We start from the raw sequence: 24337 nt of genomic DNA on the forward strand, positions 1-24337 counted from the left end.
AGCGCTTAGACGCGGGTGGCTGGCGCATTACAGAGCGTCGCGCTGATCTCACGGACATCCCTGTTGCCGACTTTGTGTCACTCCGTGACGCGCAAGAATGGGTACAGTGGAAGCAGGGCGTTCCGAAGCTCAACCCTTACGCTGTCGAATAGGCCAACGGGCGCAGCTTCCGGTTTGGGTCATGAGCGCCAATTGTCGGCACGGCGGGTTACTTCCGATTTCCCCCGATGAGCCGACAACAGAGACGCTGCACGGACCTGCACCTCTGGGCCACATTCGGACATGTGCGTCGTTAAGCTGACGAAGGTCCTTCAACAATCTTCCAATATGAGTCCTTGCGGATCACCTCGTCCGCGCGAAAAGTGTAAAAGTCACATCCTCGGACCTCGATCTTTTTTCCTTCGCCTGTAGTGCCCGTTAGCGTCCATTTTGAAATGCCCGTGTTTGCCATCGTATCCACAAAATGCTCGGCGTCGCCGTAGTGAACATCGGGTAAGCCTTCAAAGCGCGTCGCGAGCCCGTCTCGTACGTTGCGTTTGCCCTCGAAGCGGGAGCCCCAAGGCTTGCTTCCCCTCGGCATCTCCAAGACACAATCGTCAGCAAAGAACTCCATGATGGAATCCAAGTCGTGCGCGTTGAACGCTTCACACAGCGCCGTCAATTTCGATCGAATGTCCATCCTTCCCTCCATCGAGTTCCCGGAAGGCATACAATAACACAAGCGCACGCAGGTGAGTTGAAGGGCCGATTAGACGTCTGGTCGATGTCGCCTTCGGGTCACAAAGCGCCCTCCCCAGGACAGGACGGCGCATCCGCTGCATCAGTGAGAACAGACAGCGGCCTTGTCAGCACATGCCACCGCCATCATCCGGCGCACGCATAGCGCACTCTAAAGCGCCGGCAAGCCGGGCGGCGACTTGCGCTTGGCGGAGGCTTGCTCATACGCGTAGGCCAGGCGAAGTAGCTTGTGCTCGCTCCAGGCAAGGCCTGCGAAGGTGACGCCGAACGGATAATCGGGCGTTTCCTTGCCGTCGTCTGTCCCCGAAACGAACCCGCCCGGCACCATGACGCTGGGATAGCCGGCCCTGGCGGCGATTGCGGCGCCGTATGCGCCGGGGAACAGGACGGCGTCGAGCTTGTGCCGGCTCATATAGGCATCCATGCCGCGCGTCTTGGCCGAGAGCAGGTCCATGGCGCGCGCCGATTTGTACTCGCGCTCGCTGAGATCGCCCCTGGTCATCTCCGCGGCGAGAAAGTGGTCCTGGCCGAAACGCAGCGCCCTGCCCGCATTCGCCTCGTTGAAGGCGACGATGTCGGCCATGGTCTTGATGTCCGTGTTGGTCGCCCATTCCTTCAGATAGAGATTGAGGTCGTGCTTCAGTTCGTAGAGGAAGACGACCGGCGGTCGGGCAATCGTGCCTTTGTGGGCGCTCAGCGGATTGCGGTTAAGCACGGCCATGGTCGTGCCCGGCCCGCCGATCCAGCCTGATGTCGGCATGCTGGCACGCACGACGACGGCTCCGAGATCCTCCAGCACCTGGATCGCCTCAGTCATCAGCTTGGCCGACTTCGGTGGCAGCTTGCCGTAATAGCAGTCGTTCAGCGGGTCGACATGGTCGCTCGGCACGCCAATGCGCACACCTTTCATCGCATCGCGCGTCAGACCGGCGGTGTAATCGGCCGGCCGCCGCTGCTTTTGCGTCGCCGGATCGAGCGGGTCGTTGGCCGCGAGCACGTTGAGCAGCAGCGCCGCGTCGCGCACGGTCCGCGTCATTGGCCCCGCGGTGTCCTGGCTGTGCGAGATCGGCACGATGCCGGCTCGGCTGATCAGCCCGACCGTCGGCTTCACGGTGACGAGGCCATTCTGGCTGGCGGGAAAGAGCAGCGAGCCCGAGGTCTCCGTGCCGATCGAAGCCGCACACAAGCCTGCCGCCACCGCGACCGCCGAACCCGCGCTCGAGCCGCCCGGGGACACGACGGGGATGCCGTGATCGTCGGCCAGCGCCGGCGCATAGGGATTCTTGACCTGACCGCCCAGCGACGAATAGCCGAAGGGCATGTCGACCGCGAGCATGTTGGAGAACTCGGTCAGATTCGCCTTGCCGAGGATCACCGCGCCGGCCTCGCGCAGCAGCTTGACGAGCGTTGCATCGTCCCGTGCGCGCGCGCCTTCTAGCGCCAACGATCCCGCCGTGGTCGGCTGCGCGTCGCCGGTCGCGATGTTGTCCTTCACCAGGATCGGGATGCCGGCCAGCGGCCGCTCGGCCGACGGCTTGACGCCGTCGAGCCTGCTCGCGATCGCGAGTGCGTCGGGATTGAGCGCGCGGACCGCGTTGAGCTTGGGCCCGTCGCGGCCGTAGGCTGCGATGCGCGCGAGATAGGCTTTGAGCAGCGCCGTGGCAGTGACATGTCCGTCAGCCAAAGCATGAGCGATATCGCTCATCGACGCATGATCGAGCCTCGCATGATCAAGCTTTGGGGAGATCGGCGCCTCGGCGCTGACGACCGCCGCGGCAATGCCGGCATTGCGGCGGGATGATTTCTGCACGGCTGCCTCGACCGACGGCGCGCGTCTCCACCACGAGACTCGAGCATGCCATCATGCCAGTGTTTTGCCCGACGGGTCAACTTTCGGGCGCATCGCGTCGATCACACAGGCGCAACGTGCAAGCCATTGAGATGACTGACCCCGGCTACTGTGCATGGGGTTGTTTTTCAGGTTTTGTTTGGAGCTGCCCTCTCCAACGCGTGGAGAGGGCACAGCAATGGACGCCGCCTATTCCCAATACCAGGCGGAGAAGTCGTTCTCGAACTGCGGGACTTCTTTCCAGACGCCCTTCAGCTTCTTGTTGATGACGGTGGGCCATTGCGGCTGGAACAGGTAAGCCGAGACTGCATCGGTCGCCAGCATGCGCTGGGCGTCACCGAGCAGCTTGGCGCGGCCGGCTTCGTCCGGCGTCGAGACGATCTGCTTGTAGAGCGCGTTGAACTTCTCGTTGTTGTAACCGAGGTAGTAGTCCGGCTCCGTGATCTTGACGAGGTCGAACGGTTCGACATGGCTGACGATGGTGAGATCGAAATTGTGCGGGCCATTGCCGGCGAAAACCTGCGACAGCCATTGCGCCCATTCGACGTTTTCGATCTTGGCGGTGATGCCGACCTTGGCGAGCTGGGCCGCGACGATCTCGCCGCCTTGCCGCGCATAGGGCGGCGGCGGCAGCTTCAATGACAGTTCGAGCGGCGTGGTGACGCCGGCTTCAGTCAGCAGCTTCTTGGCCTTCTCGGGATCGTACGGGTTGATGCCGGTGGTGTCGACATAGCCGAGCGATCCCGGCGTGTAGAAGCTGCCGATCGGCGTGCCGTAACCCTCGACCGCGCCGTCGATCAAGGCCTTGCGGTCGATCGCGGCAAGGATGGCGCGGCGAACGCGGACGTCGTCGAGCGGCTTCTTGCGATGGTTGATGGCCACGATGGTCTTGGCCCTGGAGCCGCCGATCAGCACCGTGAAGCGCGGATCAGACTTGAACTGAGCAACCACGCGGGTTGCGATGCGCGGGAACGCGTCGACGTCGTTCGAGAGCAGCGCCGCGGCCTGCGCCGCCGGATCGGAGATGAAGCGGATCGTCACCTTCGACAGCTTGATCGCGGAGGCGTTGCGGTAGCCGGCCCATTTGTTCAGCGTGATCGAAGAGCCCTTGGCCCAGGCGCCAAGCTGGTACGGTCCGGTGCCGACCGGCTGCGTGACATTGGTGCCAGCGCTCTTTGGCTCGACGATCGAGCCGCCCGCCTGCCCGAGCAGGAACGGCAGGTTCGGCTCGGAATATTTCACTGTGATCACGACGGTGTCGGCGTCGGGCGTCTCGACCTTCTCGAAGGCCTGGTACAGGCTCTTGTCCTTGTTGGTGCTGGTCGGCGCCGCGTTGCGCTCGAACGAGAACTTCACCGCAGCGGAATCGAACGTTTCGCCATTGTGGAATTTGACGCCCTTGCGCAGCTTGAACGTATAGGTCTTCAGATCGGGCGAAGCGGTCCAGCTCTCGGCGAGCAGCGGCGAGGTGGAGCCGTCCTCGTTGATCTTGGTCAGCGTCTCATAGATGTTGTAGAGCGTGACCTCGGCGATCGCGGCAGCGGCGGCATTGGTGGGGTCGAGCCCCGGCGGCTCCAGCGTCATCCCCATGACGACGCTGTCCTTCTTGCTCTGCGCCAGCACCGGCAAAGGCGCCGCGACGAGCGCAGCTGCAAATGCGACGATCGATAGTTTCCTGAACATGCGCGAACTCCCCAACCGATCCTGTTTCCAGCTTAACGCCAATCCTGCCCCGAACACTAACCTTCCATGGCCGCCTGCGGCAACGCCATCACAGCCTCGGCCTTGTGGCAGGCGGCAAGGTGCCCCTCGCCCACCTTGCGTAACTCAGGCGGAACCTCGCGACAATGCTGGTCGGCAAGAGCGCAGCGCGATGCATAGGGGCATCCGGCCGTCGCCGCCGATTGCGAGGCGATCGCCTGGGCTCCGCGGCGGCGCCGGCCACCTCCGGCGCGCGCCCGCGGTACCGCATCCAGCAGCGCCCGCGTATAGGGATGGGCGCAGCGCTCGAACAGATCCTCCGGCCGGCCCTGCTCGACGATGCGGCCGAGATACATCACCGCGACCTCATCGCAGAGATAGTCGACGACGGCGAGGTCGTGGCTAATCAGGATGTAGCTCAGGCCGAACTGCTCCTGGAGGTCCTGCATCAGGTTCAGCACCTGGGCCTGCACGGAGACGTCGAGCGCCGAGACCGGCTCGTCGGCAACGATCAGCTTCGGCTGCGTGATCAGCGCACGCGCGATCGCGATGCGCTGGCGCTGGCCGCCGGAGAATTCGTGCGGATATTTTTCCATATCCGCATCGCGCAAGCCGACCTGGCGCAGCACCGCGGCGATGCGGTCGCGGAACGTGGTGCGGTCGGCGCCTTCCAGCACGGTCAGCGGCTCGGCGACGATCCGCGCGATGGTCTGCCGCGGATCGAGCGAGCCATAGGGGTCCTGGAACACCATCTGGAAATCGCGCCGGGCCCGGCGCAGTTCGTCGGCCGGCAGGCGATTGAGATCGCGTCCGAGCAGCGCGACCTGTCCTGCGGTCGGCCGCTCCAGCGCCATCACGACGCGCGCGAAGGTGGACTTGCCGGAGCCGGACTCGCCGACGATGCCGAGGCTCTTGCCGGCCCGGACCTGCACGCTGACGCCGTTAAGCGCGCGCACCTGCCCCGGCGGACGGAACAGACTCTCGCGCGGCAGCGTGTAGCGCTGCTCGAGATCCCTGACGTCGAGAAGCGGGGCGATGCTCATGCGGTCAGCGCTCCGACGCGCTCGGCCATCGACACGTCCGTTCTGATGCAGCGCGCAAAATGGCCGGGGCCGACATCCACCATCGGCGGCAGCGCGGCACGGCACTGATCGATCACGAGTGGACAGCGATCGGAGAAGGTGCAGCCGGACGGAAGATCGGCGAGCTCCGGCACCGTGCCCGAGATCGTCTTCAGCCGCGTCCCCTTGCGTGCGCCGAACTTGGGCCGGGCACGGAACAGGCCCTGCGTGTAGGGATGGCCCATGCGACGGAACACCTCGTCGGTCGGCCCGCTTTCGACGACGGTGCCGCCATACATCACCATCATGCGATGGACATTCTCGGCGATGACGCCGAGATCGTGCGAGATCAGGATCATCGACATGCCGCGCTCCTCGACGAGGTCGGCGATGAGGTCGAGGATCTGGCCCTGGATGGTGACGTCGAGCGCGGTGGTCGGCTCGTCCGCGATCAGGAGGTCAGGCTCGCAGGCAAGCGCCATCGCGATGGTGATGCGCTGGCGCTGGCCGCCGGAGAACTGATGCGGATAGGCATCGACGCGACGCGCAGGGTCGGGAAGCCCGACGCGGTCGAGCAAGGCGATCGCCTCTTTGCGCGCCTGCGCCGCCGAATAATTCTTGTGACGCCGCAGCGGCTCGGCGACCTGGTTACCGATCGTGTGCATCGGATTGAGCGCAGTCATCGGCTCCTGGAAGATCATGCTGATGCGGTCGCCGCGCAGGCGGCAATAGTCGGCATCCGCAAGTCCGACGAGCTCGTCGCCGTCCAGCTTGATGCTGCCAGTGACGACGGCACTGTCCGGCAGCAAGCCCATCAACGACAACGCCGTGACCGACTTGCCGCAGCCGGACTCGCCGACGAGCCCGAGCGTCTCGCCGCGCTTCAGCGCAAAGCTTACCCCGCGCACGGCCCGCGCCGGCCCGCGGCTGGTGTTGAGGCGGACGCCGAGATTTTCGACTTCGATCAGCGGCGTGTCGGAGCGCTCGGCCATCGTTATCGCTCCCGCGCCAGCCGGGGATCGAGCAGGTCACGCAGCCCGTCGCCGAGCAGGTTGAGGCCGAGCACCGAGATTGCGATCGCAATGCCCGGATAGACCGCGAGCATCGGCGACTGGAACAGCAGCGTCTGCGCATCGTTCAGCATCCGTCCCCAGGACGGCTGCGGCGGCTGCGTGCCGAGGCCGAGATAGGACAAAGCGGCCTCGGCGAGGATGGCGAGCGCGAACTGGATGGTGACCTGCACGATCAGGATCGACAGGATGTTGGGCAGCACATGCTCGATGGTGATGCGGAAGCGCCCCTTGCCCGCCGCCCGCGCCGCCAGCACGAATTCACGCGCCCAGATCGCATTGGCTGAGCCGCGCGTCAGCCGGGTCAAGGTCGGGATCTGGAAGATGCCGATCGCGACGATCGAGGTTACCATGCCGGGCCCGACGACGGCCGCGAGCATGATCGCGGACAGCACGGCTGGAAAGGCGAAGGTGAAGTCGGAAAAGCGCATGATGATCTCCTCCGTCCAGCCGCGCCGGGCCGAGGCGATCAGGCCCAGCGTGACGCCGAAGGTAAGACCGATGCTGACAGCGATCACACCGACCATGATGGTGGACCGGGCGCCCGCAAGCAGCAGCGAGACGATGTCGCGGCCGAAGGAATCGGTGCCGAGCCAATGCGATGCCGAGGGCGGCCGGAGCTTTGCGGCGATGTCGATCTCGTGAGGCGACCACGGCGTCCATACCAGCGACAATAGCGCCGAAGCCAGCACCAGAAGGCTCAGCGTGCCACCGAGGACGAAGCTGCGGTGGCGCAGCGCGCGGCGCCAGAACGTGCGCGCCGGCAGCGGACGCGTTGCGACGGGCGCGTCGATGGCGATGGGCGCGCTCACAGGTCGTGCACCTTGATGCGAGGATCGATGAAGGCATAGAGCACATCGACCACGAAGTTGACGATCACCACCATCGCGGCGAGCAGCATCACGCAATTGCGCACCACGATCAGGTCGCGGTTGGCGATCGACTGGAAGATCAGGCGGCCGAGGCCCGGCAGGTAGAACACGTTCTCGATCACGATGGTGCCGGCGAGCAGATTGGCGAATTGCAGCCCCATCACCGTCATGACCGGGATCATGGCATTGCGCAGCACGTGGCTCCACAGCACCTCGCGCTTGCCGAGGCCTTTTGCACGGGCGGTGCGGACGAAGTCCTCGCGCAGCACTTCGAGCACGGCCGAGCGCGTGACGCGGGCAAGGATCGCGGCTTGCACCACCGCGAGCGAGATCGCGGGCAACAGCAGCGACTTGATCCCCGGCCAGATGCCGTCCTCCCAGCCGGCAAAGCCACCGGCCGAGAGCCATTGCAGCCGCACCGAGAACAGCAGCACCAGGAGGATCGCGAACCAGAAATTCGGCAGCGCGATGCCCACTTGCGTCAACGACATCACGCCGACATCGCCGAGCTTGTTGTGGTTGGCGGCGGTGTAGATGCCGGCCGAGAGCGCCAGCGTCACCGTGATCGTCATGGCCATGATCGCGAGCGGAATGGTCAGCACGAGCCGCTCGGCGATCAGGCTGCCGACCGGGGTGCCGTAGACGTAGGAATTGCCGAGATCGCCGACGAGGAGGCCCTTGATCCATTGCACGTAGCGAACGGCCAGCGGCTGGTCGAGCCCGAGCTTGACGGTGAGCGCGCGCACCGCGTCCGGCGAAGCGTCGGCGCCCATCAGCATCTGCGCTGCGTTGCCAGGCAGCGCGTCCAGCACCAGGAAGATGATCAGCGATGCGCCGACCAGCGTCGCCAGCAGAGTCAACAGACGTCGGAGGACAAAGACGCTCATGCGCGCTCGGCTTCAGGGCTCACCCAGGCCACGATCAACATGTCCGGACGCCTTAAGCAAGCTCTTTGCTGCATCGCCATCTCCTCAAGACGGCCAGCGGGACAGAAGGTCGCTTGACGCCTCGAACAGAGCGCTCACGCGCAGCAATTCCGCGTCGGCCCGGAAACGGCCGACCAGTTGGAGCCCGATCGGCAGCCCGTCGCGGGCAAAGCCCGAGGGAAGGCTGACGGCGGGATGGCCGGTCATGTTGAACGGCATGGTCCAGGGGAACCAATGCGGCCGGACGCTGTCGAAATGCCTGCCGTCGATCTCGATGCTGCCGAACAGATCCTGCTTGATCGGCAGCGCGGTACGCGTCAGGGTCGGCATCGCCAGCAGGTGACCGCGCGCAAGCAGCGATTGCACGCGGCGGAACAACGCGGTGCGCGCGAACATCGCCTCCTGATAGTCGATGCCGCTGACTTCGCTGGCGAGCGCGAGCTGCTTGAGGAAGGCTTCGCTCAGCTCGTCCCGATGCTCGGCCGCAAGCTTGGCAAAGCGCGTGCGCCAGACGGTGTGGTTGATGGCGCGCCAGATCGGCTCGATGTCGAAACCCTCGCCGGAGAATTCCTCGAGCTCGGCCCCTAACCCGGCCAGCCGGTCGAGGCTCACCTTGAAATTGGCGGCGACTTCGGCCGACACCGGACGGCCCGGCGGCGTCAGGCAGTACAGGATCCTCAGACCGCGCAAATCACCATGCGGGGCGGCGGTGCCGATGAAGTCGGGCACGGGCACGCCGATCGACCAGGGATCGATAGGATCTTCGCCCGCCATCGCCTGCATCATCACCGCAGTATCGGCGACGGTGCGGGTGGTCGGCGTGACATAGGTCTGGTTGCCGAACACGTCGAGGGCCTGGCTGTGCGGGATCACGCCGTTGCTCTGCTTCAGGCCCACCACGCCGTTGCAAGCGGCCGGAATTCGTGTCGAGCCGCCGCCGTCGGTCGCAATCGCGAGCGGCGCGATGCCGCTCGCCACAGCGACCGCCGCGCCGCCGCTCGAGCCGCCGGAGGATCGGCGGGCGTCCCACGCATTGCGGGTCCGACCGAACAAAGGTGAATCGGTGAGGCACTTGCTGCCGAACTCCGGCGTCGTGGTCTTGCCGACCAGGATCGCGCCTTCGCTGCGCAACCGCGCGACGGCGACGGCATCCTCGGCCGGCACATTATCCTTGTAGGGAACGGCGCCGAAGGTGGTCTTGACCCCCTTGGTATTGACGATGTCCTTGACGGATACGGGGATGCCGTGCAGCAGGCCGAGCGGTTCACCCGCCATCACCTTGCGCTCGGCTTCGCGCGCCGCTGTGATCGCCTCGTCGCCGCACAACGTGATGAAGCAGTTCAATTCGGGCTGGAGGGCCTCGGCGCGGGCAAGCACTGCGCGGGTGAGCTCGACTGGCGAGATTCGCTTGCCCGCAATAAGGCCGCGCAGCTCGGTCGCGGACAACAGACAGGGATCGCCGTTCATCGTCACATCACGCTCCGAAGCAGGGCCGCCATTGGCCCGAAGACATTGACAGCGAGAATGACAGTTTTGTTAACTCGCCGTCCAATACGATTTTTATCGCCAACCCATACGCTTTCGGTATGCCAATGGATCTTCGTCGGCTCCGCTATTTCGTCGCCGTCGCCGAGGCGCGCAGCATCGGCAAGGCGGCCGACCAGCTCCGGATGGCGCAGCCGCCGCTCTCCGTCCAGATCCGCAAGCTCGAGGCCGAGATCGGCGCGCCACTGTTCCGCCGCGGCACCCGCGGCATGGATCTGACCGAGGCGGGCCAGGCGTTGCTGGCGCGCGCCAGCGAAGCGCTGGCGCTGGCGGCCGACGGCGCCGAAGCCGCGCGCGCGGTTGCTTCGGGACGGCGCGGCCGGCTGGCGGTGGGTTACATGTTCGTGCTGGCGAATGCGATGCTGCCGCGGCTCATCCCCGAACTGCGTCATGCGGTTCCCGGCGTCGACCTCAGCTTCGTTGAGCTCAGCGCATCGACGCGCGAGGCCCGCGTGCTCGACCGCAGCGTCACGGTCGCGCTGTGTATGCCCGCAATCAATCATCCCGAGATCCAGGTGGCAAAGATCGGTGCACAACCCTTCATGCTGGCCATGCCGATCCGCTCGCCGCTCGCCCGCTTGAGCTCCGTGCCGATGGCCCGGCTGCAGGGCCGTCCGCTGATCGCACTCCCGCATCCGGACCATGGGCCCGCCTCCTCCGCGGTCGTCCCTTTATTGCGTCGGCACCAGGTGGTGATGCCGATCGCCAGCCGGGTGGAGACGGTGCATTCTGCGATGAGCCTGGTTTTGGCCGGCGAAGGTCTCGCCATCCTGCCGGCCTGCGCACAGCTCGGCGCGCCACGCGGAGTCGTGTTCAGACCCCTGCGTGACGTCGCTGACGCCCTCGACATCGCAGTCTGTTGGCGGCGGGACTCCCACAGTCCGCTGATCGGAACCTTCCTCAAATGTGCCGAGAAGGCCGTCGCGCGGATGTGACGTGGACTACCAGTCCCAACTGATCTCGTGGCTCCAGGGCGGATCGGCGCCCGGACGGGTGCAGGTCAGGCCGGCACAATTGGCGGCGAAGGACAGCGCACGGCGGAGTTCGTCCGCGCCGATGTCCTGCAATCTCGGCCGGGCGATTCGACCCTGCTTGTACAGGGCGAACAGCAGCGCCGCCTGAAAGCTATCGCCGGCGCCAATGGTGTCGGCTACCTCGACCTTTGGTGCTTGCACTTCGATCTGCCCTGCCTGCGCATGCCAGGCGATGGCGCCGTTGTTGCCGCGGGTGATGACGACGAGGCTGGTGCCCTGCCCCAGCAATGTGCTCGCGCGCTGCTGATACGGCTCCTCGCCGAAGAGATAGGCGAAATCGACATCCGACATCTTGATGAGATCGGCACTTCCGGCGAACTCGGCCATGCGGGCGAGATAGCCCGGCTTGTCCTTGACGAGATTCGGTCGGCAGTTCGGATCGAAGGAGATCGTGGACGACGCCCGCGCGTCTGCGATCAGCGTCTTGGTCTCGGCCGCACCCTGGTCGTTGACCAGCGTGGTCGAGCCGACATGGACGGCCTCGATCGTATCGAATGGAATGGACCCGCGCCGGTACGTCCAGCTCCGCGTCGCGGTCTCGGCATCGTAGAAGGCGTAGTGCGACTCGCCTTCGACAATGCGGACAAAGGCGAGCGTGGTCTGGTGGTCGCTGCGGGTGGCGAGATCGAGTGCAACCTTCGATGCGGAGGCATGATCGGCGATCATGCGCCCGAACAGGTCGGTCGAGATGCCGCCGACGAAACCAGTTGGCGCGCCCAGCCGCGCCATGCCGATCGCGACGTTGAGGCAGGAGCCGCCCACCGCGGGCATCACCGCTTCGCGCCCTTCGACGTTTCGCGTCGGCACGAAATCGATCAGCGCGTCGCCGCAGGCAATCAGCATGTCCTTCAACCTCTCGCGACGCTGCGCATCGCGGCACGGCTGCCGCGATCGAGATCGCGCAGCAGCTTGTAGACCTCGCGCTTGCGGGCGTGAAACGCGGCCATATCAGGCGCGGTCGGCTCGCTCTTGCGCCCCAGTGCCGACATCTTGGCCATGGTCTCGCCGATCGAGGCGTAAGCGCCACCGGCGACCGCCCCGAGCATCGCGGCCCCCAGGAGCACCGGCTCCTTGGTCTGCGGCAGCGCGACCGTGAGACCGGTGGTGTCGGCCATGATCTGCCGCACCAAAGGACTGCGGCTGGCACCGCCGCCCATGATCATGATGCTGGAGCGGACCCCGTGCGCCGCAAAAGCCTCGATGACCTCCGCAAGCCCGTAGGCAAGACCGCAGAGGCCGGCGACGAACAGCCGTTCCATCGCGGCGATGTCGGTGTCGAGATCAAGGCCCGCGATCACCGCGCGCGTGTCGGGATCGGCATAGGGCGAGCGGTTGCCAATGAATTCCGGCAGCACGTGGATGTCGCGCGCCAGCAGCGCGGCACGGCTGGCATCACCGGAGCGCGCGATGATGCGGCGCTCGAGGAAATCGATGAGATCGAGGCCTTCGCTGCGTGCCGCCGCGCTCGCCTCGCCATGGCCGGGATGCGACTTGAGGAGGTGATCGATCGCAGCGCCCGCGGCGGACTGCCCGCCTTCATTGAGCCAGAACTCCGGCACCATGCCGGAATAATAGGGCCCCCATACGCCCGGCACAAAGCACGGTTCCTTCGTCGTCGCCATGATGCAGGCCGACGTTCCCATGATGTAGGCGAGACGATCGCTGACATCGCTCGTACCGCCCGCCCCGTCACGGCCACCGATCGCACCGATGCCGCCGGCATGGGCGTCGATCAGCGAGGCGCCGACCGGGGTGCCCTGGGGAAGGCCGAGCTCGACGGCTGCTGCCGGCGTGAGACCTTCGCCGAGGCGCGTACCGGGCGCAACGATCTCGGTGCCGATGCGCGCGTATTTTTCGGCGACGAAGTCGGAGAGGCCGATGCGCTTGAAGAACGGCGCGCTCCAGCCGCCGCCGTCATGAGCGAGATAGTTCCACTTGCAGGTGACCGTGCAGGTCGAGCGCTGCAGCGCGCCGGTCGCCCGCCAGGTCAGATAATCGGCCAGATCGAAGAAGTGACCGGCGGCATCGAAACTCGCGCGCAGATGCCGCTTCAGCCACAGCAGCTTCGGCATCTCCATCTCCGGCGAGATCGAGCCGCCGACATAGCGCAGCACGGCATCCTCGGTCTCGTTGATCAGCCGCGCTTCGGCCGTGGCGCGATGGTCCATCCAGACGATGACGTTGCGCTGCGCCTCGCCGGAGGTGCTGACGGTGAGCGGCTCGCCTTGCGGATCGAGCACCACGAGGGAACAGGTCGCGTCGAAACCGATGCCGCCGATGCTGCCGGGCGCAATCGCTGCTTCCGCCATCGCCGCGCGCACCGATTTGGCGCAGGCCTGCCAGATGTCCTCCGACGACTGCTCGACGATGTCGCCGGCCTCGTGCCAGATCCTGATCGGATGCCGGGCCGTCGCGAGCAGCGTGCCGGCCTCGTCAAACACCCCTGCCCGCGTGCTCGTGGTCCCGACGTCGACGCCGATATACGCTCGCGGCATGGTATCTCCCGGTCCGTCCGTTTTGACGGTGAGCCTACCAGCAAGTGTAGCCGCCATCCACCAGCACGATACTGCCGGTCATCAGGCTCGCGGCCTCGGACGAGAGGAACAGCACGACGGAGGCGATCTCCTCGACCTGCCCCATGCGCGCCATCGGAGTTCCACCGATCCAGGCGTCATACATTCTTGGATTGCTCTTCACGAAGGCGTTGAGCGGCGTCTCGATATAGGTCGGCGCCACCGCGTTGACGCGGATGCCGCGCGCGCCCCATTCGGCGGCCAGCGACTTGGTCAGATGGTGCACGGCGGCCTTGGAGGCATTGTAGAAGCACTGCTCCTGCGGCTTGTTGACGATGAAGCCGCTCATCGAGCCGACATTGACGATGGCGCCGCTTCCGGCCTTCAACATGTGCTTGCCGAACTCGCGGCAGCACCAGAAGGTGCCGTTGAGATTGACATCGATGACGTTGAGCCAGTGCTCGTCGGTAACGGTCTCGGCCGGCGTCTCGCTCCGCGCGATGCCGGCATTGTTGACGAGGATGTCGACCTTGCCATGGCGGGCGACGAGATCACTTGCCACCTCCGCCACGCGTGTGGTGTTGGTGACATCCATGATTGCGGTCTCGATGTCGTAGCCCTTCGCCCTCAGGCTGGCCTCGGCGCCGTCGGCGACCTTGCCGTCGCGGTCGCCGATGATGACCTTCGCACCGGCCTCGGCCAGCGCCTCCGCGCAGGCGAGGCCGATGCCCTGGCCGCCGCCGGTGATGAACGCGGTCTTGCCGCTCAGCCTGAATTTTTCCAGATACATGGTCGTCTTTCCGTCTTCTTGCCGTTTCTTGTCAGCCCCGAAGAGCGTTGCCGCTCTCATCGAACCGGTGAATGCGCGCAGGGTCGGGCATCAGCGACACCCGGTCGCCGGCATGCAGGCTCAATTCGCCGATGTAGCGCGCGGTCAGCATGCCGAGCGCGCCGGCATCGACGTAGAGGAAGGTGTCACTGCCGAGATGCTCGGCCACCGCAATGGTGCCCTGCCAGCCGCCACCGCCGTCGCGCTCGATCTTCAGATGCTCCGGCCGGACGCCGATCGTCGCTGCCCCCTTCTGCAAAGCGGGTTCGCCCGTGACGAAATTCATCTTGGGCGAGCCGATGAAGCCGGCGACGAAGAGATTGGCGGGTCGCTCGTAAAGCTCCAGCGGCGAGCCATATTGCTCAATCTTGCCGCCGTTGAGCACGACGATCTTGTCGGCCATGGTCATGGCCTCGACCTGGTCGTGGGTGACGTAGATCGCGGTGGTGCCGAGCTGCTTCTGAAGTCGCGTCACCTCGATGCGCATCTGCACGCGCAGCGCGGCGTCGAGGTTGGAGAGCGGCTCGTCGAACAGGAATGCCTTGGGCTCGCGGACGATGGCGCGGCCGATCGCGACGCGCTGGCGCTGGCCGCCGGAGAGCTCGCGCGGCTTGCGGTCGAGGTAGGGCGTGAGGTTCAGCGTCGTGGCGGCCGCCTCGACCTTGCGGTTGATCTCGTCCTTCGGCAAGCCCGCCATCTTGAGGCCGAAGCCGATATTGCCGCGCACGCTCATATGCGGATAGAGCGCGTAGGACTGGAACACCATCGACAGCCCGCGCTTGGCGGGCGGCGTATCGACGACGTTCTTGCCGTCGATCAGGATCTTGCCGCCGCTGACGTCCTCGAGCCCCGCGATCAGCCGCAGCAGCGTGGTCTTGCCGCAGCCGGAGGGACCGACGAACACCACGAAGGAGCCATCGGCGATCTCGAGGTCGGCGCCCTTGATGATGTGTACGGGGCCGAAGGATTTCTGCACGCCCTGAAGTGTGATCTGACCCATGTTCCGGCAGCCCCCTATTTCACCGCGCCAAAGGTGAGCCCGCGCACGAGCTGCTTCTGGCTGAACCAACCGAGGACGAGAATGGGCGCGATCGCCAGCGTGGACGCCGCCGACAGTTTTGCCCAGAACAGCCCTTCGGGGCTCGAATAGGAGGCGATGAACGTGGTGAGCGGCGCAGCGCTCGAGGTGGACAGGTTCAGCGTCCAGAACGCCTCGTTCCAAGCCAGGATCAGATTGAGCAGCAGCGTGGACGCCAGTCCCGGGATCGCCATCGGCGTCAGCACGTAGACCAGCTCGCGGCCGATCGTGGCACCATCCATGCGCGCCGCTTCGAGGATGTCGCGCGGGATCTCCTTGAAATAAGTGAAGAGCATCCAGATGACGATCGGCAAATTCCCGAGGCACAGGATGAAGACGAGGCCGATGCGGGAATCGAGCAGCCCGAGGCTCTTGTAGATCAGGTAGATCGGCACCAACACGCCGACCGGCGGCATCATCTTGGTCGAGAGCATCCAGAGCAGGATGTCCTTGGTGCGCTTGGTCGGCGAGAACGCCATCGACCAGGCCGCTGGAATGGCGATCAACAGCGCAATGAGCGTCGAGCCGCCGGCGATGATGATCGAGTTCATCGCGTGGTGCAGGTAGTCGCTGCGCTCCTGCACGGTCGCGTAATTTTCCGTGGTCCAGTGGAAGAACAGGAAGGATGGCGGGATCGCGAAGGCCTCCAGCTCGGTCTTGAAGCTCGCCAGCACCATCCACAGGATCGGGAAGAAGATCAGGAAGCCGAACAGCCAGGCCGCCGCCGTCGATATCATCACCCGCCGCGTCGTCGCCATCCGTGCCATGTCAGGCCTCCAGGTTGCGGCCGACGATGCGGACCAGGAAGAAGGCGACGATGTTAGCAATGACCACCGCGACGAGCCCGCCCGCCGAGGCGCTGCCGACGTCGAACTGGATCAGCGCCTGCGAATAGATCAGGAAGGCGATGTTGGTGGTTTGCAGGCCCGGCCCGCCGCCGGTGGTGACGAAGATCTCGGCGAACACCGTGAGCAGGAAGATGGTCTCGATCAGGATCACCACCGTGATGGGACGCGCGAGGTGCGGCAGCGTGATGTAGATGAAGGTCGAGACGGCGCTCGCGCCGTCCATCTCGGCGGCTTCCTTCTGCTCTTCGTCGAGCGATTGCAGCGCGGTGAGCAGGATCAGGGTCGCGAACGGCAGCCATTGCCAGGTCACGATCAAAATCACCGCAAACAGCGGCACGTCGTTGAACCAATCGATCGGCGTCAGGCCGAACAGCGAGGCGAGCCAGGCGAACAATCCCGACACTGGATGCATCAACAGGTTCTTCCAGACGAGCGCGCTCACCGTCGGCATCACGAAGAACGGGGCGATCACCATCAACCGCACGAAATTGCGGCCGATCACGGGTTTGTCCATCAGCAGCGCCAGGGGAATGCCGAGCAGGATGGTCAGCGCCAGCACCGAGCCGACCAGCACCAGCGTGTTCTGGAGCGAGGCGAGGAAGGCAGGATCGGTGAGGAAGTAGCGGAAGTTTTCCAGGCCGACGAACGATTCCGAACCGGGATCGAGCAGGCTGTAATGCAGCGTCGAGAAGTAGATCGTCAGCGCCAGCGGGACGATCATCCAGATGAACAGCAGCCCGACGGCCGGGGTCAGGAGCGACCGCGCAAGAAGCTGCGTCTGCCGGGTTGCCATTCTTGGCGCTCCGCTCGGAGGAAGAAGGGCGGCCATCCAGCAAGGATGGATGGCCGCAAGTTTGAGCTCAGGGAGAGCCCGGGTTCACTTGATGTAGCCGGCGCGCTTCATCTCGCGCTCGGTAGCGGACTGCGCAGCCGTGAGCGCCGCATCGACCGTCATCGATCCCGCAAGCGCCGCCGAGAACTGCTGGCCCACCTGCGTGCCGATGCCCTGGAATTCGGGGATAGCGGCGTATTGCACGCCGACGTAGGGAACGGGCTTCACCGTCGGCTTGTTGGGATCGGCGGCGTCGATCGAGGCCAGCGTCAGTTTGGCGAACGGCGCGACCTTCAGGTACTCATCGTTCTGGTAGAGCGAGGTGCGTGTGCCCGGCGGCACGTTGGCCCAGCCCTCCTTCGACGCCACCAGCTTGGTGTAGTCCTTGCTGGTTGCCCAGGCGATGAACTTCTCGGCGGCTTCCGTCTTCTTGGAGCCGGCAGGGATTGCGAGATTCCAGGCCCACAGCCAGTTGGCATTCTTGCCGAGCCCGGTGTTGGGCGCGAGCGCGAAGCCGACCTTGTCGGCGACCTTGGACTCCTTGGGGTTGGTGACGAAGGACGCCGCGACCGTGGCGTCGATCCACATTGCGCATTTGCCGGCGTTGAATAGCGCCAGATTCTCGTTGAAGCCGTTGGAGCTGGCGCCGGGAGGGCCGGCTTCCTTCATCAGGTTGACGTAGGTGGTGAGTGTCGTCTTCCATTCCGGCGTGTTGAACTGCGGCTGCCACTTTTCGTCGAACCAGCGCGCGCGCCATAGGAATTGGCCATGGCCGAGAGGAACGCCATGTTCTCGCCCCAGCCTGCCTTGCCGCGCAGGCAGATGCCGTAGGTGCCGGCGCTCTTGTCGGTCAGCTTCTTGGCGGCGTCGATCACGAAATCCCAGCTCGGCTTTTCCGGCATCTTCAAGCCGGCCTTCTCGAAGAGATCGGTGCGATACATTACCATCGAGCTCTCGCCGTAGAACGGCGCGGCGTAGAGCTTGCCGTCGGCGGAGACCGCGTCCTTGATCTTGGGCAAGAGGTCGGCGACGTCATAGTCGGCGCCGAGGTTGGCGAGCGGTACCAGCCAGCCCTTCTTGGCCCAGATCGGCACCTCGTACGTGCCGATGGTGAGAACGTCGAACTGGCCGCCCTTGGTGGCGATATCGGTGGTGACGCGCTGGCGCAGCACGTTCTCCTCCAGCGTCACCCATTTGACCGAAATATCAGGGTTCTTCTTGGTGAACTCACCCGTCAGCCCCTGCATGCGGATCATGTCGCCATTATTGACGGTGGCGATCGTCAGGGTCGTTTCGGCCATCGCTGGGACGGCCAGCAGCAGGCAAGACGCGCCGCAGACGGCGCCCAGGACATGTTTCACGGTGACCTCCCCTCAATTCGCGTTTTGGGCATATGCCCACGCGTTGGGCGTATGTTCGACGGGCGAACGGCAGTTGTCAAGCACGCGCGCGGGTGTTTGCGCTACTTATGAGTGCTGCGGTGCGGGAAGGACGGGAAGGTTTTGCTTCACCCACGGCTGTCGTGCTCCGCGAACGCGGAGCATCCAGTGGTAGGCACGCGAAGCGTAAGCGCTTTTACCGCTCCAGAATCGCTCTTGCCGTCGCCTCGTCCGTGATCAATCCGTTGATCAGCCCGCCGCTCAACGCGGCTGCAATTGCAGCCACCTTGGCCGCGCCTACCGCCGCACCGATGGTCGTTGTCTTCGCCGGCACTTCCGGCGGAATGCTGGTGAGGCGCTTGTTGGTGCCGGCCTTGAGCAGGCGGCCCTTGGCGTCATAGGCCCAGCCGGTAATCTCCCCGATGGCGCCCAGCCGCATCATCTCGAACAATTCGTCGCGGGTGACGAAGCCGTCGATGTGCACCTGCGCCTTCTGGTCCATCTGACCGATGCCGACAAGGCGCAAATCCGCTTTGGCTGCGACCGCTTTCACCTTCGCGATCGGCTCGATGCGCACCATCTTGTTGCGCTCGTCCTCCGACGACATCAGGAACGGCAGCGGCATCGGATAGTGCCGCGCGCCGGTGCGGTCGGCGAGCCGGCCGACGGTGTCGTAGAAGCTCGCCGAGCCGTCGGCGGAAATGTTGCCGACCAGCGAGACGATCTGGTGATTGGGCCGCTCGATCGGCGTGACGCGCTCGACCGCGGCGCGCACCGCCCGCCCCGTGCCGAGCGCGACGATCACGGGCGTCTCCGAACGCAGCGTGGAATCGAGCAAATTGGCGCAGCGCTCGGCGATTCCAGCCACCGCCTGCGGCGCGGCCGGATCGGCCGGCACCACCTCGCAATGGACGAGGTCGAACCGTTGCTTCAGGCGCGCCGCCAGCTCCATGCAGGCCGCGATGGGATGTTCGAGCCGGAAGGTGATGAGCCGCTCGGCGAGGCACAGCGAGACCAGCCGCTGCGCCGAGGCCCGCGACACCTGGAGCATCTTCGCGATCTCGTCCTGGGTGTGGCCGGCAATGAAATAGAGCCAGCCGGCGCGCGCGGCGTCGTCGAGTCTCGACTTGTCGTTCTCGGCGGCCATGCGGGCTCACACCTCCCAGAGATCGCTCATATGCGCGAAGACCCGATCGGCCCCGGCGGCGGATAATATAGCCCCGCCGTCGCGGTTGCGATAATGGCCGCCGCCGACAAATCCCCAGACGGTCATGCCGGCCGCCTTGCCCGCCTGCACGCCGCTGACGCTATCCTCGATCACCAGCGTGCGCGATGGCGACGCGCGCATGCTCTCGGCGGCATGGAGAAAGAGATCGGGCGCCGGCTTGCCGTGCCTGACCATCTGCGCAGTGTAGATCCGATCGCCGAAATATGCCCGAAGACCGGTGACGTCGAGCGAAAGCGAAACGCGGTCGAGGTCGCTGGATGAAGCCACGCAGAACGGCACGGTCAGTCCGGAGATCGCCGCCTCCACCCCGGGGATCGGCGCGAGCGAGGCGGCAAAATTCTCCAGCACACGCGACTTCAGTCGGGACATGAAGGCGTCCGTCAGCGAGTGGCCGAGATCACGATAATGCTGCTCGACGGCCTTGGTGCTGCGTCCGAGAAACAGCTCGAGCGCCTGCTCCTCGCTGAGCACGAGGCCGAATTCCGCCAGGGCCTCAGAGAGGCAGCGGCAGCTCAAGAGCTCGCTGTCGACGAGCACACCGTCGCAGTCGAAGATGATCAGATCGGGATTTGGCCGGCCTTGCTCCATCCAGACATTCGATCATATACCCACGTTGTGAGCAATAGCTCAGCTCGCGAGCGTCGAATGCGCGCGTAGGATGGATTAGCCGGAGGCGTAATCCACCACTTCTGCATCCGGGGTACAGCCGCTGGTGGGTTACGCCTTCGGCTAACCCACCCTACCCGACCTATCGCCGCTGATTGTACACGTCGATACACACCGCGCCCAGCAGCACCAGGCCTTTGATGACCTGCTGATAGTCGATGCCGATGCCGAGGATGGACATGCCGTTGTTCATCACGCCCATGATCATGGCGCCGACCACGGCACCGCCGACCCGTCCGACGCCGCCATAGGCCGAGGCGCCGCCGATGAAGCAGGCGGCGATGACGTCGAGCTCGAAGCCGAGGCCGGCCTTGGGCGTTGCGGTGTTGAGCCGCGCGGCGAAGACGAGGCCGGCAAGTGCGGCGAGCACGCCCATGTTGACGAAGGTGAGGAAGGTCAGCCGCTCGGTCTTGATGCCCGACAGGCTCGCCGCCTTGGCGTTGCCGCCGACGGCGTAGATCTGCCGGCCGATCACGGTGCGGCGGGTGACGAAGCCATAGAGCGCGATCAGCGCGGTCATGATCACCAGCACGTTGGGCAGGCCGCGATGCGAGGCGATCAGATAGGTGAAATAGAGCACGGCGCAGGCGAGCAGGATGCTTTTGCCGAGGAAGAACGCATAGGGCTCGACCTCGATGCCGTGCGACTGCTCGCGCGACCTTCCCTTGGCACTGGCATAGACGAGCCCGAGCGCGAGAACGGCGCCGATCAGCATCGAGGTCGGATGCAGCGTGCCGGCCTCGGGCAGCAGTTCCGGAATGAAGCCCGAGGACAGCTTCTGGAAGGTCGCCGGGAACGGCCCGAGCGACTGGCCCTGCAGCACCGCGAGTGCCAGGCCCTTGAACACCAGCATCCCCGCCAATGTCACGATGAAGGACGGAATCTTGAAATAGGCTACCCAATAGCCCTGCGCCGCACCGATCGCGCCGCCGAGCGCGAGGCAGGCGAGGAAGGCGAGCGTGTAGTCGACCTTGTAGGTCACCATCAGCAAGGCCGCCACGGCGCCGATGAAGCCTGCGACCGAGCCGACCGAAAGGTCGATATGGCCGGTGACGATGACCAGCAGCATGCCCAGCGCCATGATGACGATGTAGCTGTTCTGCAGCACCAGGTTGGTGAGGTTGAGCGGCTGCAGCAACGTGCCGCCGGTCACGACCTGGAAGAACAGCATGATCGCAACCAGCGACATCAACATGCCGTAATTGCGCAAATTGTTCTTGATGAAGCTGCCGTGCCGGCGCTCCTCGGGCAGCGAAACCGTCTTGTCGGTCATGGCTGCAATCCTCCCATCTCCGCGGCCGCGGGCGCGGCGTTCCCAATGCTTCGTTCGTTGCGCATGATGGCGCGCATGATCTTTTCCTGTGTCGCCTCTGAGCCTTTGAACTCGCCGACGAAGGCGCCGTCGTTCATGACGCAAATGCGGTCGCAGATGCCGAGCAGCTCGGGCATCTCGGAGGAGATCACCACGACGCCGCGGCCGGCTTCCGCAAGCTCGTTGATGATACAGTAAATCTCATATTTGGCACCGACGTCGATACCCCTGGTCGGCTCGTCCAGGATCAGGACCTTCGGGTCGGTCATCAGCCATTTCGACAGCACGACCTTTTGCTGGTTGCCGCCGGAGAGCTGGCCGGTCTCCTGGTAGACGTCGGAGCAGCGGATGCGCATCCGGTTGCGGTAGTCGCTGGCGACCTTGAGCTCGGCGATGTCGTCAATCACCCTGCCGGGTGCGACCTGGTCGAGGCTCGCCAGCGTGATGTTCTTGCGGACGTCGTCGGCAAGGATCAGGCCGAGCTGCTTACGGTCCTCGGTGACGTAGGCAAGGCCGGCATCGATCGCGGCGGCGACGCTCGGCAGCGCGATCTCACGGCCTTCGAGCCGGATAGTGCCGCTGATATTGGTGCCCCAGGAGCGGCCGAACAGGCTCATGGCGAACTCGGTGCGCCCAGCCCCCATCAGCCCGGCAATGCCCACGACCTCGCCGCGCTTGACACCGAAACTGACGTTCTTGATCACCTGCCGCTCGGGATGGATGGGGTGATAGACAGACCAATTCTCGACGTCGAGCACCGGCTCGCCGATCTTCACGTTGCGCTCCGGGAAGCGGTGCGCCATGTCGCGGTTGACCATGCTGCGGATGATGCGGTCTTCCTGGATCTGCTCGGCGTGGCAGTCGATGCTGTCCACCGTGCGGCCATCGCGCAGCACGGTGATGTGGTCGGCAACCTTGGCGACCTCGTTCAGCTTGTGCGAGATCAGGATCGAGCCGATGCCCTGCTCGCGGAACGTCATCAGCCGCTCGAGCAGCGCGGCGCTGTCGGCCTCGTTGAGGCTCGCGGTCGGCTCGTCCAGGATCAGCATCCGCACCCGCTTAGACAGCGCCTTGGCGATCTCGACGAGCTGCTGCTTGCCGACGCCGAGATCGGTGATCAGCGTATCCGGCGATTCCTTCAGGCCAACCTGCGCCAGCAGCTCGCGCGTGCGCCGGTAGACCTCGTCGCGGTCGATCACCCCCAACGTCGACGGCGGATGCGACAGGAAGATGTTCTCCGCGATCGACATCAGCGGGATCAGCGCCAGCTCCTGATGGATGATGATGATGCCCAGCGCCTCGGAATCATTGATGTCGCGAAAGCGGCGCTCCTCGCCCTCGAAGACGATGGTGCCCTCGTAGCTGCCGTGCGGATAGACCCCGCTCAGCACCTTCATCAGCGTCGACTTGCCGGCGCCGTTCTCGCCGACGAGCGCATGGATCTGCCCGGCGCGAACCGAGAAGTTGACATCGCGCAACGCCTGCACGCCGGCAAAGCTCTTGCTGACGTTGCGCATCTCCAGCATGGCGGTCATGGCTTTGGTGTCCCTTGCGTTACTTCGCCTCTCCCCGCGTGCGGGGAGAGGTTGAATGATATCGCTGCATCCACATCGTCATTGCGAGCGCAGCGAAGCAATCCAGACTATTTCCGCGGTGGCAGACTGGATTGCTTCGCTGCGCTCGCAATGACGGAGTGCATACCAACCACTGCCCGTATGGAAAGGGGCCCCTCACCCTAACCCTCTCCCCGCAAGCGGGGAGAGGGGAAAAAGAGAGAGTCTTACTGGAACTGCGACTTCTTGTAGTAGCCGCTATCGACCAGCACCTTCTCCCAATTGTCCTTGTAGACCACAACCGGCTTGAGCAGATAGGACGGCACGGTCTTGACGCCGTTCTCGTAGGTCTTGGTGTCGTTGACGGTGACCTGCTTGCCGGCGAGCGCGGCGTCGACCATGTCGGCGGTCACCTTGGCGAGGTCGCGGGTGTCCTTGAAGATGGTCGAGTACTGGTCGCCGCGCAGCATGGCCTTGATCGAAGGCACTTCGGCATCCTGGCCCGAGATGATGGGCATCGGCTGGCCGGCACTGCCGTAGCCGACGCCCTTCAGCGAGGAGATGATGCCGATCGAGAGGCCGTCATAGGGCGACAGCACGGCGTTGACCTTCTTGTTGCCGTAGTAGGCGCTGAGCAGGTTGTCCATGCGGGCCTGCGCAGTGGCACCGTCCCAGCGCAGGGTCGCGACCTTGTCCATGCCCATCTGGCCGGACACGACGACGAGCTTGCCGCTGTCGATATACGGCTTCAGCACGCTCATGGCGCCGTTGTAGAAGAAGTAGGCATTGTTGTCGTCGGGCGAGCCGCCGAACAGCTCGATGTTGAAGGGGCCCTTGCCGTCCTTCAAACCGAGACCTTGCACGATCGATTCCGCCTGGAGCACGCCGACCTGGAAGTTGTCGAAGGTCGCGTAATAGTCGACGTTCGGCGTTCCGCGGATCAGGCGGTCATAGGCGATCACGGTGATGCCTTTTGCTTTCGCCTGCTTAAGCACGTCGGACAAGGTGGTACCGTCGATCGCGGCGATCACCAGCGCCTTGGCGCCCTTGGTCACCATGTTCTCGACCTGGGAGAGCTGGTTCGGGATGTCGTCCTCGGCATATTGCAGGTCGGTGTTGTAGCCGCGCTCCTTCAGCACCTTGACCATGTTGTTGCCGTCGTCGATCCAGCGCGCCGAGGATTTCGTCGGCATGGCGATGCCGACCGTCGCCTTCTGGGCGAAGGCAGCGACGCCTGTGGCCATCGTGGCGGCACTGGCCAACGCCAGCGCGAGAAATGTTGTCTTCAGTTTCAGCATGTTTC

General features: G+C 64.8%; 20 protein-coding genes and 1 pseudogene. 1 reads left to right on the forward strand and 20 read right to left on the reverse strand.

Annotated features, from left to right (window positions below):
* Positions 1-292 precede the first annotated feature (292 nt).
* The 8 genes from ABIA40_RS16605 to ABIA40_RS16640 form a co-directional block, all read right to left on the reverse strand.
* Positions 293-679, reverse strand: a complete 387-nt coding sequence (locus ABIA40_RS16605) for a nuclear transport factor 2 family protein (protein WP_036035076.1) — start codon at positions 677-679, stop codon at positions 293-295.
* Positions 680-889: 210 nt separating this feature from the next.
* Positions 890-2548, reverse strand: a complete 1659-nt coding sequence (locus tag ABIA40_RS16610; RefSeq protein ID WP_404542206.1) for an amidase family protein — start codon at positions 2546-2548, stop codon at positions 890-892.
* 228 nt (positions 2549-2776) lie between these two features.
* Positions 2777-4270 (reverse strand): ABC transporter substrate-binding protein, encoded by a 1494-nt coding sequence (locus ABIA40_RS16615; protein WP_271545119.1) that lies wholly within the window; start codon positions 4268-4270, stop codon positions 2777-2779.
* A 56-nt stretch (positions 4271-4326) separates the two neighbouring features.
* Positions 4327-5331 carry an ABC transporter ATP-binding protein gene (locus ABIA40_RS16620; protein WP_404542209.1) on the reverse strand — a complete coding sequence of 335 codons (1005 nt, stop codon included), beginning with the start codon at positions 5329-5331 and terminating at the stop codon, positions 4327-4329.
* Positions 5328-6341: an ABC transporter ATP-binding protein gene (locus ABIA40_RS16625; protein WP_404542211.1), complete on the reverse strand. Its 1014-nt coding sequence runs from the start codon at positions 6339-6341 to the stop codon at positions 5328-5330. Before ABIA40_RS16625 ends, ABIA40_RS16620 begins: the two co-directional genes overlap by 4 nt.
* A 2-nt stretch (positions 6342-6343) precedes the next feature.
* Positions 6344-7231, reverse strand: a complete 888-nt coding sequence (locus tag ABIA40_RS16630) for an ABC transporter permease (protein WP_404542213.1) — start codon at positions 7229-7231, stop codon at positions 6344-6346.
* Positions 7228-8178: an ABC transporter permease gene (locus ABIA40_RS16635; protein ID WP_271545123.1), complete on the reverse strand. Its 951-nt coding sequence runs from the start codon at positions 8176-8178 to the stop codon at positions 7228-7230. The genes ABIA40_RS16630 and ABIA40_RS16635 overlap by 4 nt, the downstream gene beginning before the upstream one ends.
* Positions 8179-8262: 84 nt before the next feature.
* Positions 8263-9684 carry an amidase gene (locus ABIA40_RS16640; protein WP_271545646.1) on the reverse strand — a complete coding sequence of 474 codons (1422 nt, stop codon included), beginning with the start codon at positions 9682-9684 and terminating at the stop codon, positions 8263-8265.
* Between the two features lie 125 nt (positions 9685-9809).
* On the opposite strand from ABIA40_RS16640, the gene ABIA40_RS16645 reads away from it, so the two are divergent.
* On the forward strand, positions 9810-10697 hold the full coding sequence (locus ABIA40_RS16645) for a LysR family transcriptional regulator (protein ID WP_271545124.1): 888 nt from the start codon (positions 9810-9812) through the stop codon (positions 10695-10697).
* Positions 10698-10703: 6 nt separating this feature from the next.
* Here ABIA40_RS16645 and ABIA40_RS16650 read toward each other — a convergent pair whose 3' ends face one another.
* The 12 genes and pseudogenes from ABIA40_RS16650 to chvE all read right to left on the reverse strand — a co-directional run bounded on the left by ABIA40_RS16650 (position 10704) and on the right by chvE (position 24332).
* Positions 10704-11639 carry a carbohydrate kinase gene (locus tag ABIA40_RS16650; RefSeq protein ID WP_271545125.1) on the reverse strand — a complete coding sequence of 312 codons (936 nt, stop codon included), beginning with the start codon at positions 11637-11639 and terminating at the stop codon, positions 10704-10706.
* A gap of 5 nt (positions 11640-11644) precedes the next feature.
* Positions 11645-13291 carry an FGGY-family carbohydrate kinase gene (locus ABIA40_RS16655; RefSeq protein WP_271545126.1) on the reverse strand — a complete coding sequence of 549 codons (1647 nt, stop codon included), beginning with the start codon at positions 13289-13291 and terminating at the stop codon, positions 11645-11647.
* A gap of 34 nt (positions 13292-13325) precedes the next feature.
* Positions 13326-14099 (reverse strand): SDR family NAD(P)-dependent oxidoreductase, encoded by a 774-nt coding sequence (locus ABIA40_RS16660; RefSeq protein WP_404542216.1) that lies wholly within the window; start codon positions 14097-14099, stop codon positions 13326-13328.
* Positions 14100-14130: 31 nt separating this feature from the next.
* Positions 14131-15138, reverse strand: a complete 1008-nt coding sequence (locus ABIA40_RS16665) for an ABC transporter ATP-binding protein (protein WP_404542218.1) — start codon at positions 15136-15138, stop codon at positions 14131-14133.
* A gap of 14 nt (positions 15139-15152) precedes the next feature.
* Positions 15153-15983, reverse strand: coding sequence for a carbohydrate ABC transporter permease (locus ABIA40_RS16670; RefSeq protein WP_404542220.1), 831 nt, complete (start codon positions 15981-15983; stop codon positions 15153-15155).
* A gap of 1 nt (position 15984) precedes the next feature.
* Entirely contained in the window at positions 15985-16857 is an 873-nt protein-coding gene (locus ABIA40_RS16675) for a carbohydrate ABC transporter permease (protein ID WP_404542222.1), read from the reverse strand.
* Positions 16858-16941: 84 nt separating this feature from the next.
* Positions 16942-18197: pseudogene (locus ABIA40_RS16680) on the reverse strand (ABC transporter substrate-binding protein).
* Between the two features lie 274 nt (positions 18198-18471).
* Positions 18472-19422 carry a sugar-binding transcriptional regulator gene (locus ABIA40_RS16685; RefSeq protein WP_157282548.1) on the reverse strand — a complete coding sequence of 317 codons (951 nt, stop codon included), beginning with the start codon at positions 19420-19422 and terminating at the stop codon, positions 18472-18474.
* Positions 19423-19428: 6 nt separating this feature from the next.
* The gene (locus tag ABIA40_RS16690; protein WP_404542225.1) at positions 19429-20091 is read right to left on the reverse strand and encodes an HAD family hydrolase; all 663 of its coding nucleotides are present in this window, start codon (positions 20089-20091) and stop codon (positions 19429-19431) included.
* 160 nt (positions 20092-20251) lie between these two features.
* Positions 20252-21442, reverse strand: a complete 1191-nt coding sequence (gene mmsB / locus ABIA40_RS16695) for a multiple monosaccharide ABC transporter permease (protein WP_157282546.1) — start codon at positions 21440-21442, stop codon at positions 20252-20254.
* Positions 21439-23016, reverse strand: coding sequence for a multiple monosaccharide ABC transporter ATP-binding protein (gene mmsA / locus ABIA40_RS16700; RefSeq protein WP_404542228.1), 1578 nt, complete (start codon positions 23014-23016; stop codon positions 21439-21441). Before mmsA ends, mmsB begins: the two co-directional genes overlap by 4 nt.
* 245 nt (positions 23017-23261) lie before the next feature.
* Positions 23262-24332, reverse strand: a complete 1071-nt coding sequence (chvE, locus tag ABIA40_RS16705; protein WP_157282544.1) for a multiple monosaccharide ABC transporter substrate-binding protein — start codon at positions 24330-24332, stop codon at positions 23262-23264.
* Positions 24333-24337 lie beyond the last annotated feature (5 nt).

Source organism: Bradyrhizobium sp. USDA 223, assembly GCF_044909005.1.
Lineage (GTDB): Bacteria > Pseudomonadota > Alphaproteobacteria > Rhizobiales > Xanthobacteraceae > Bradyrhizobium > Bradyrhizobium yuanmingense.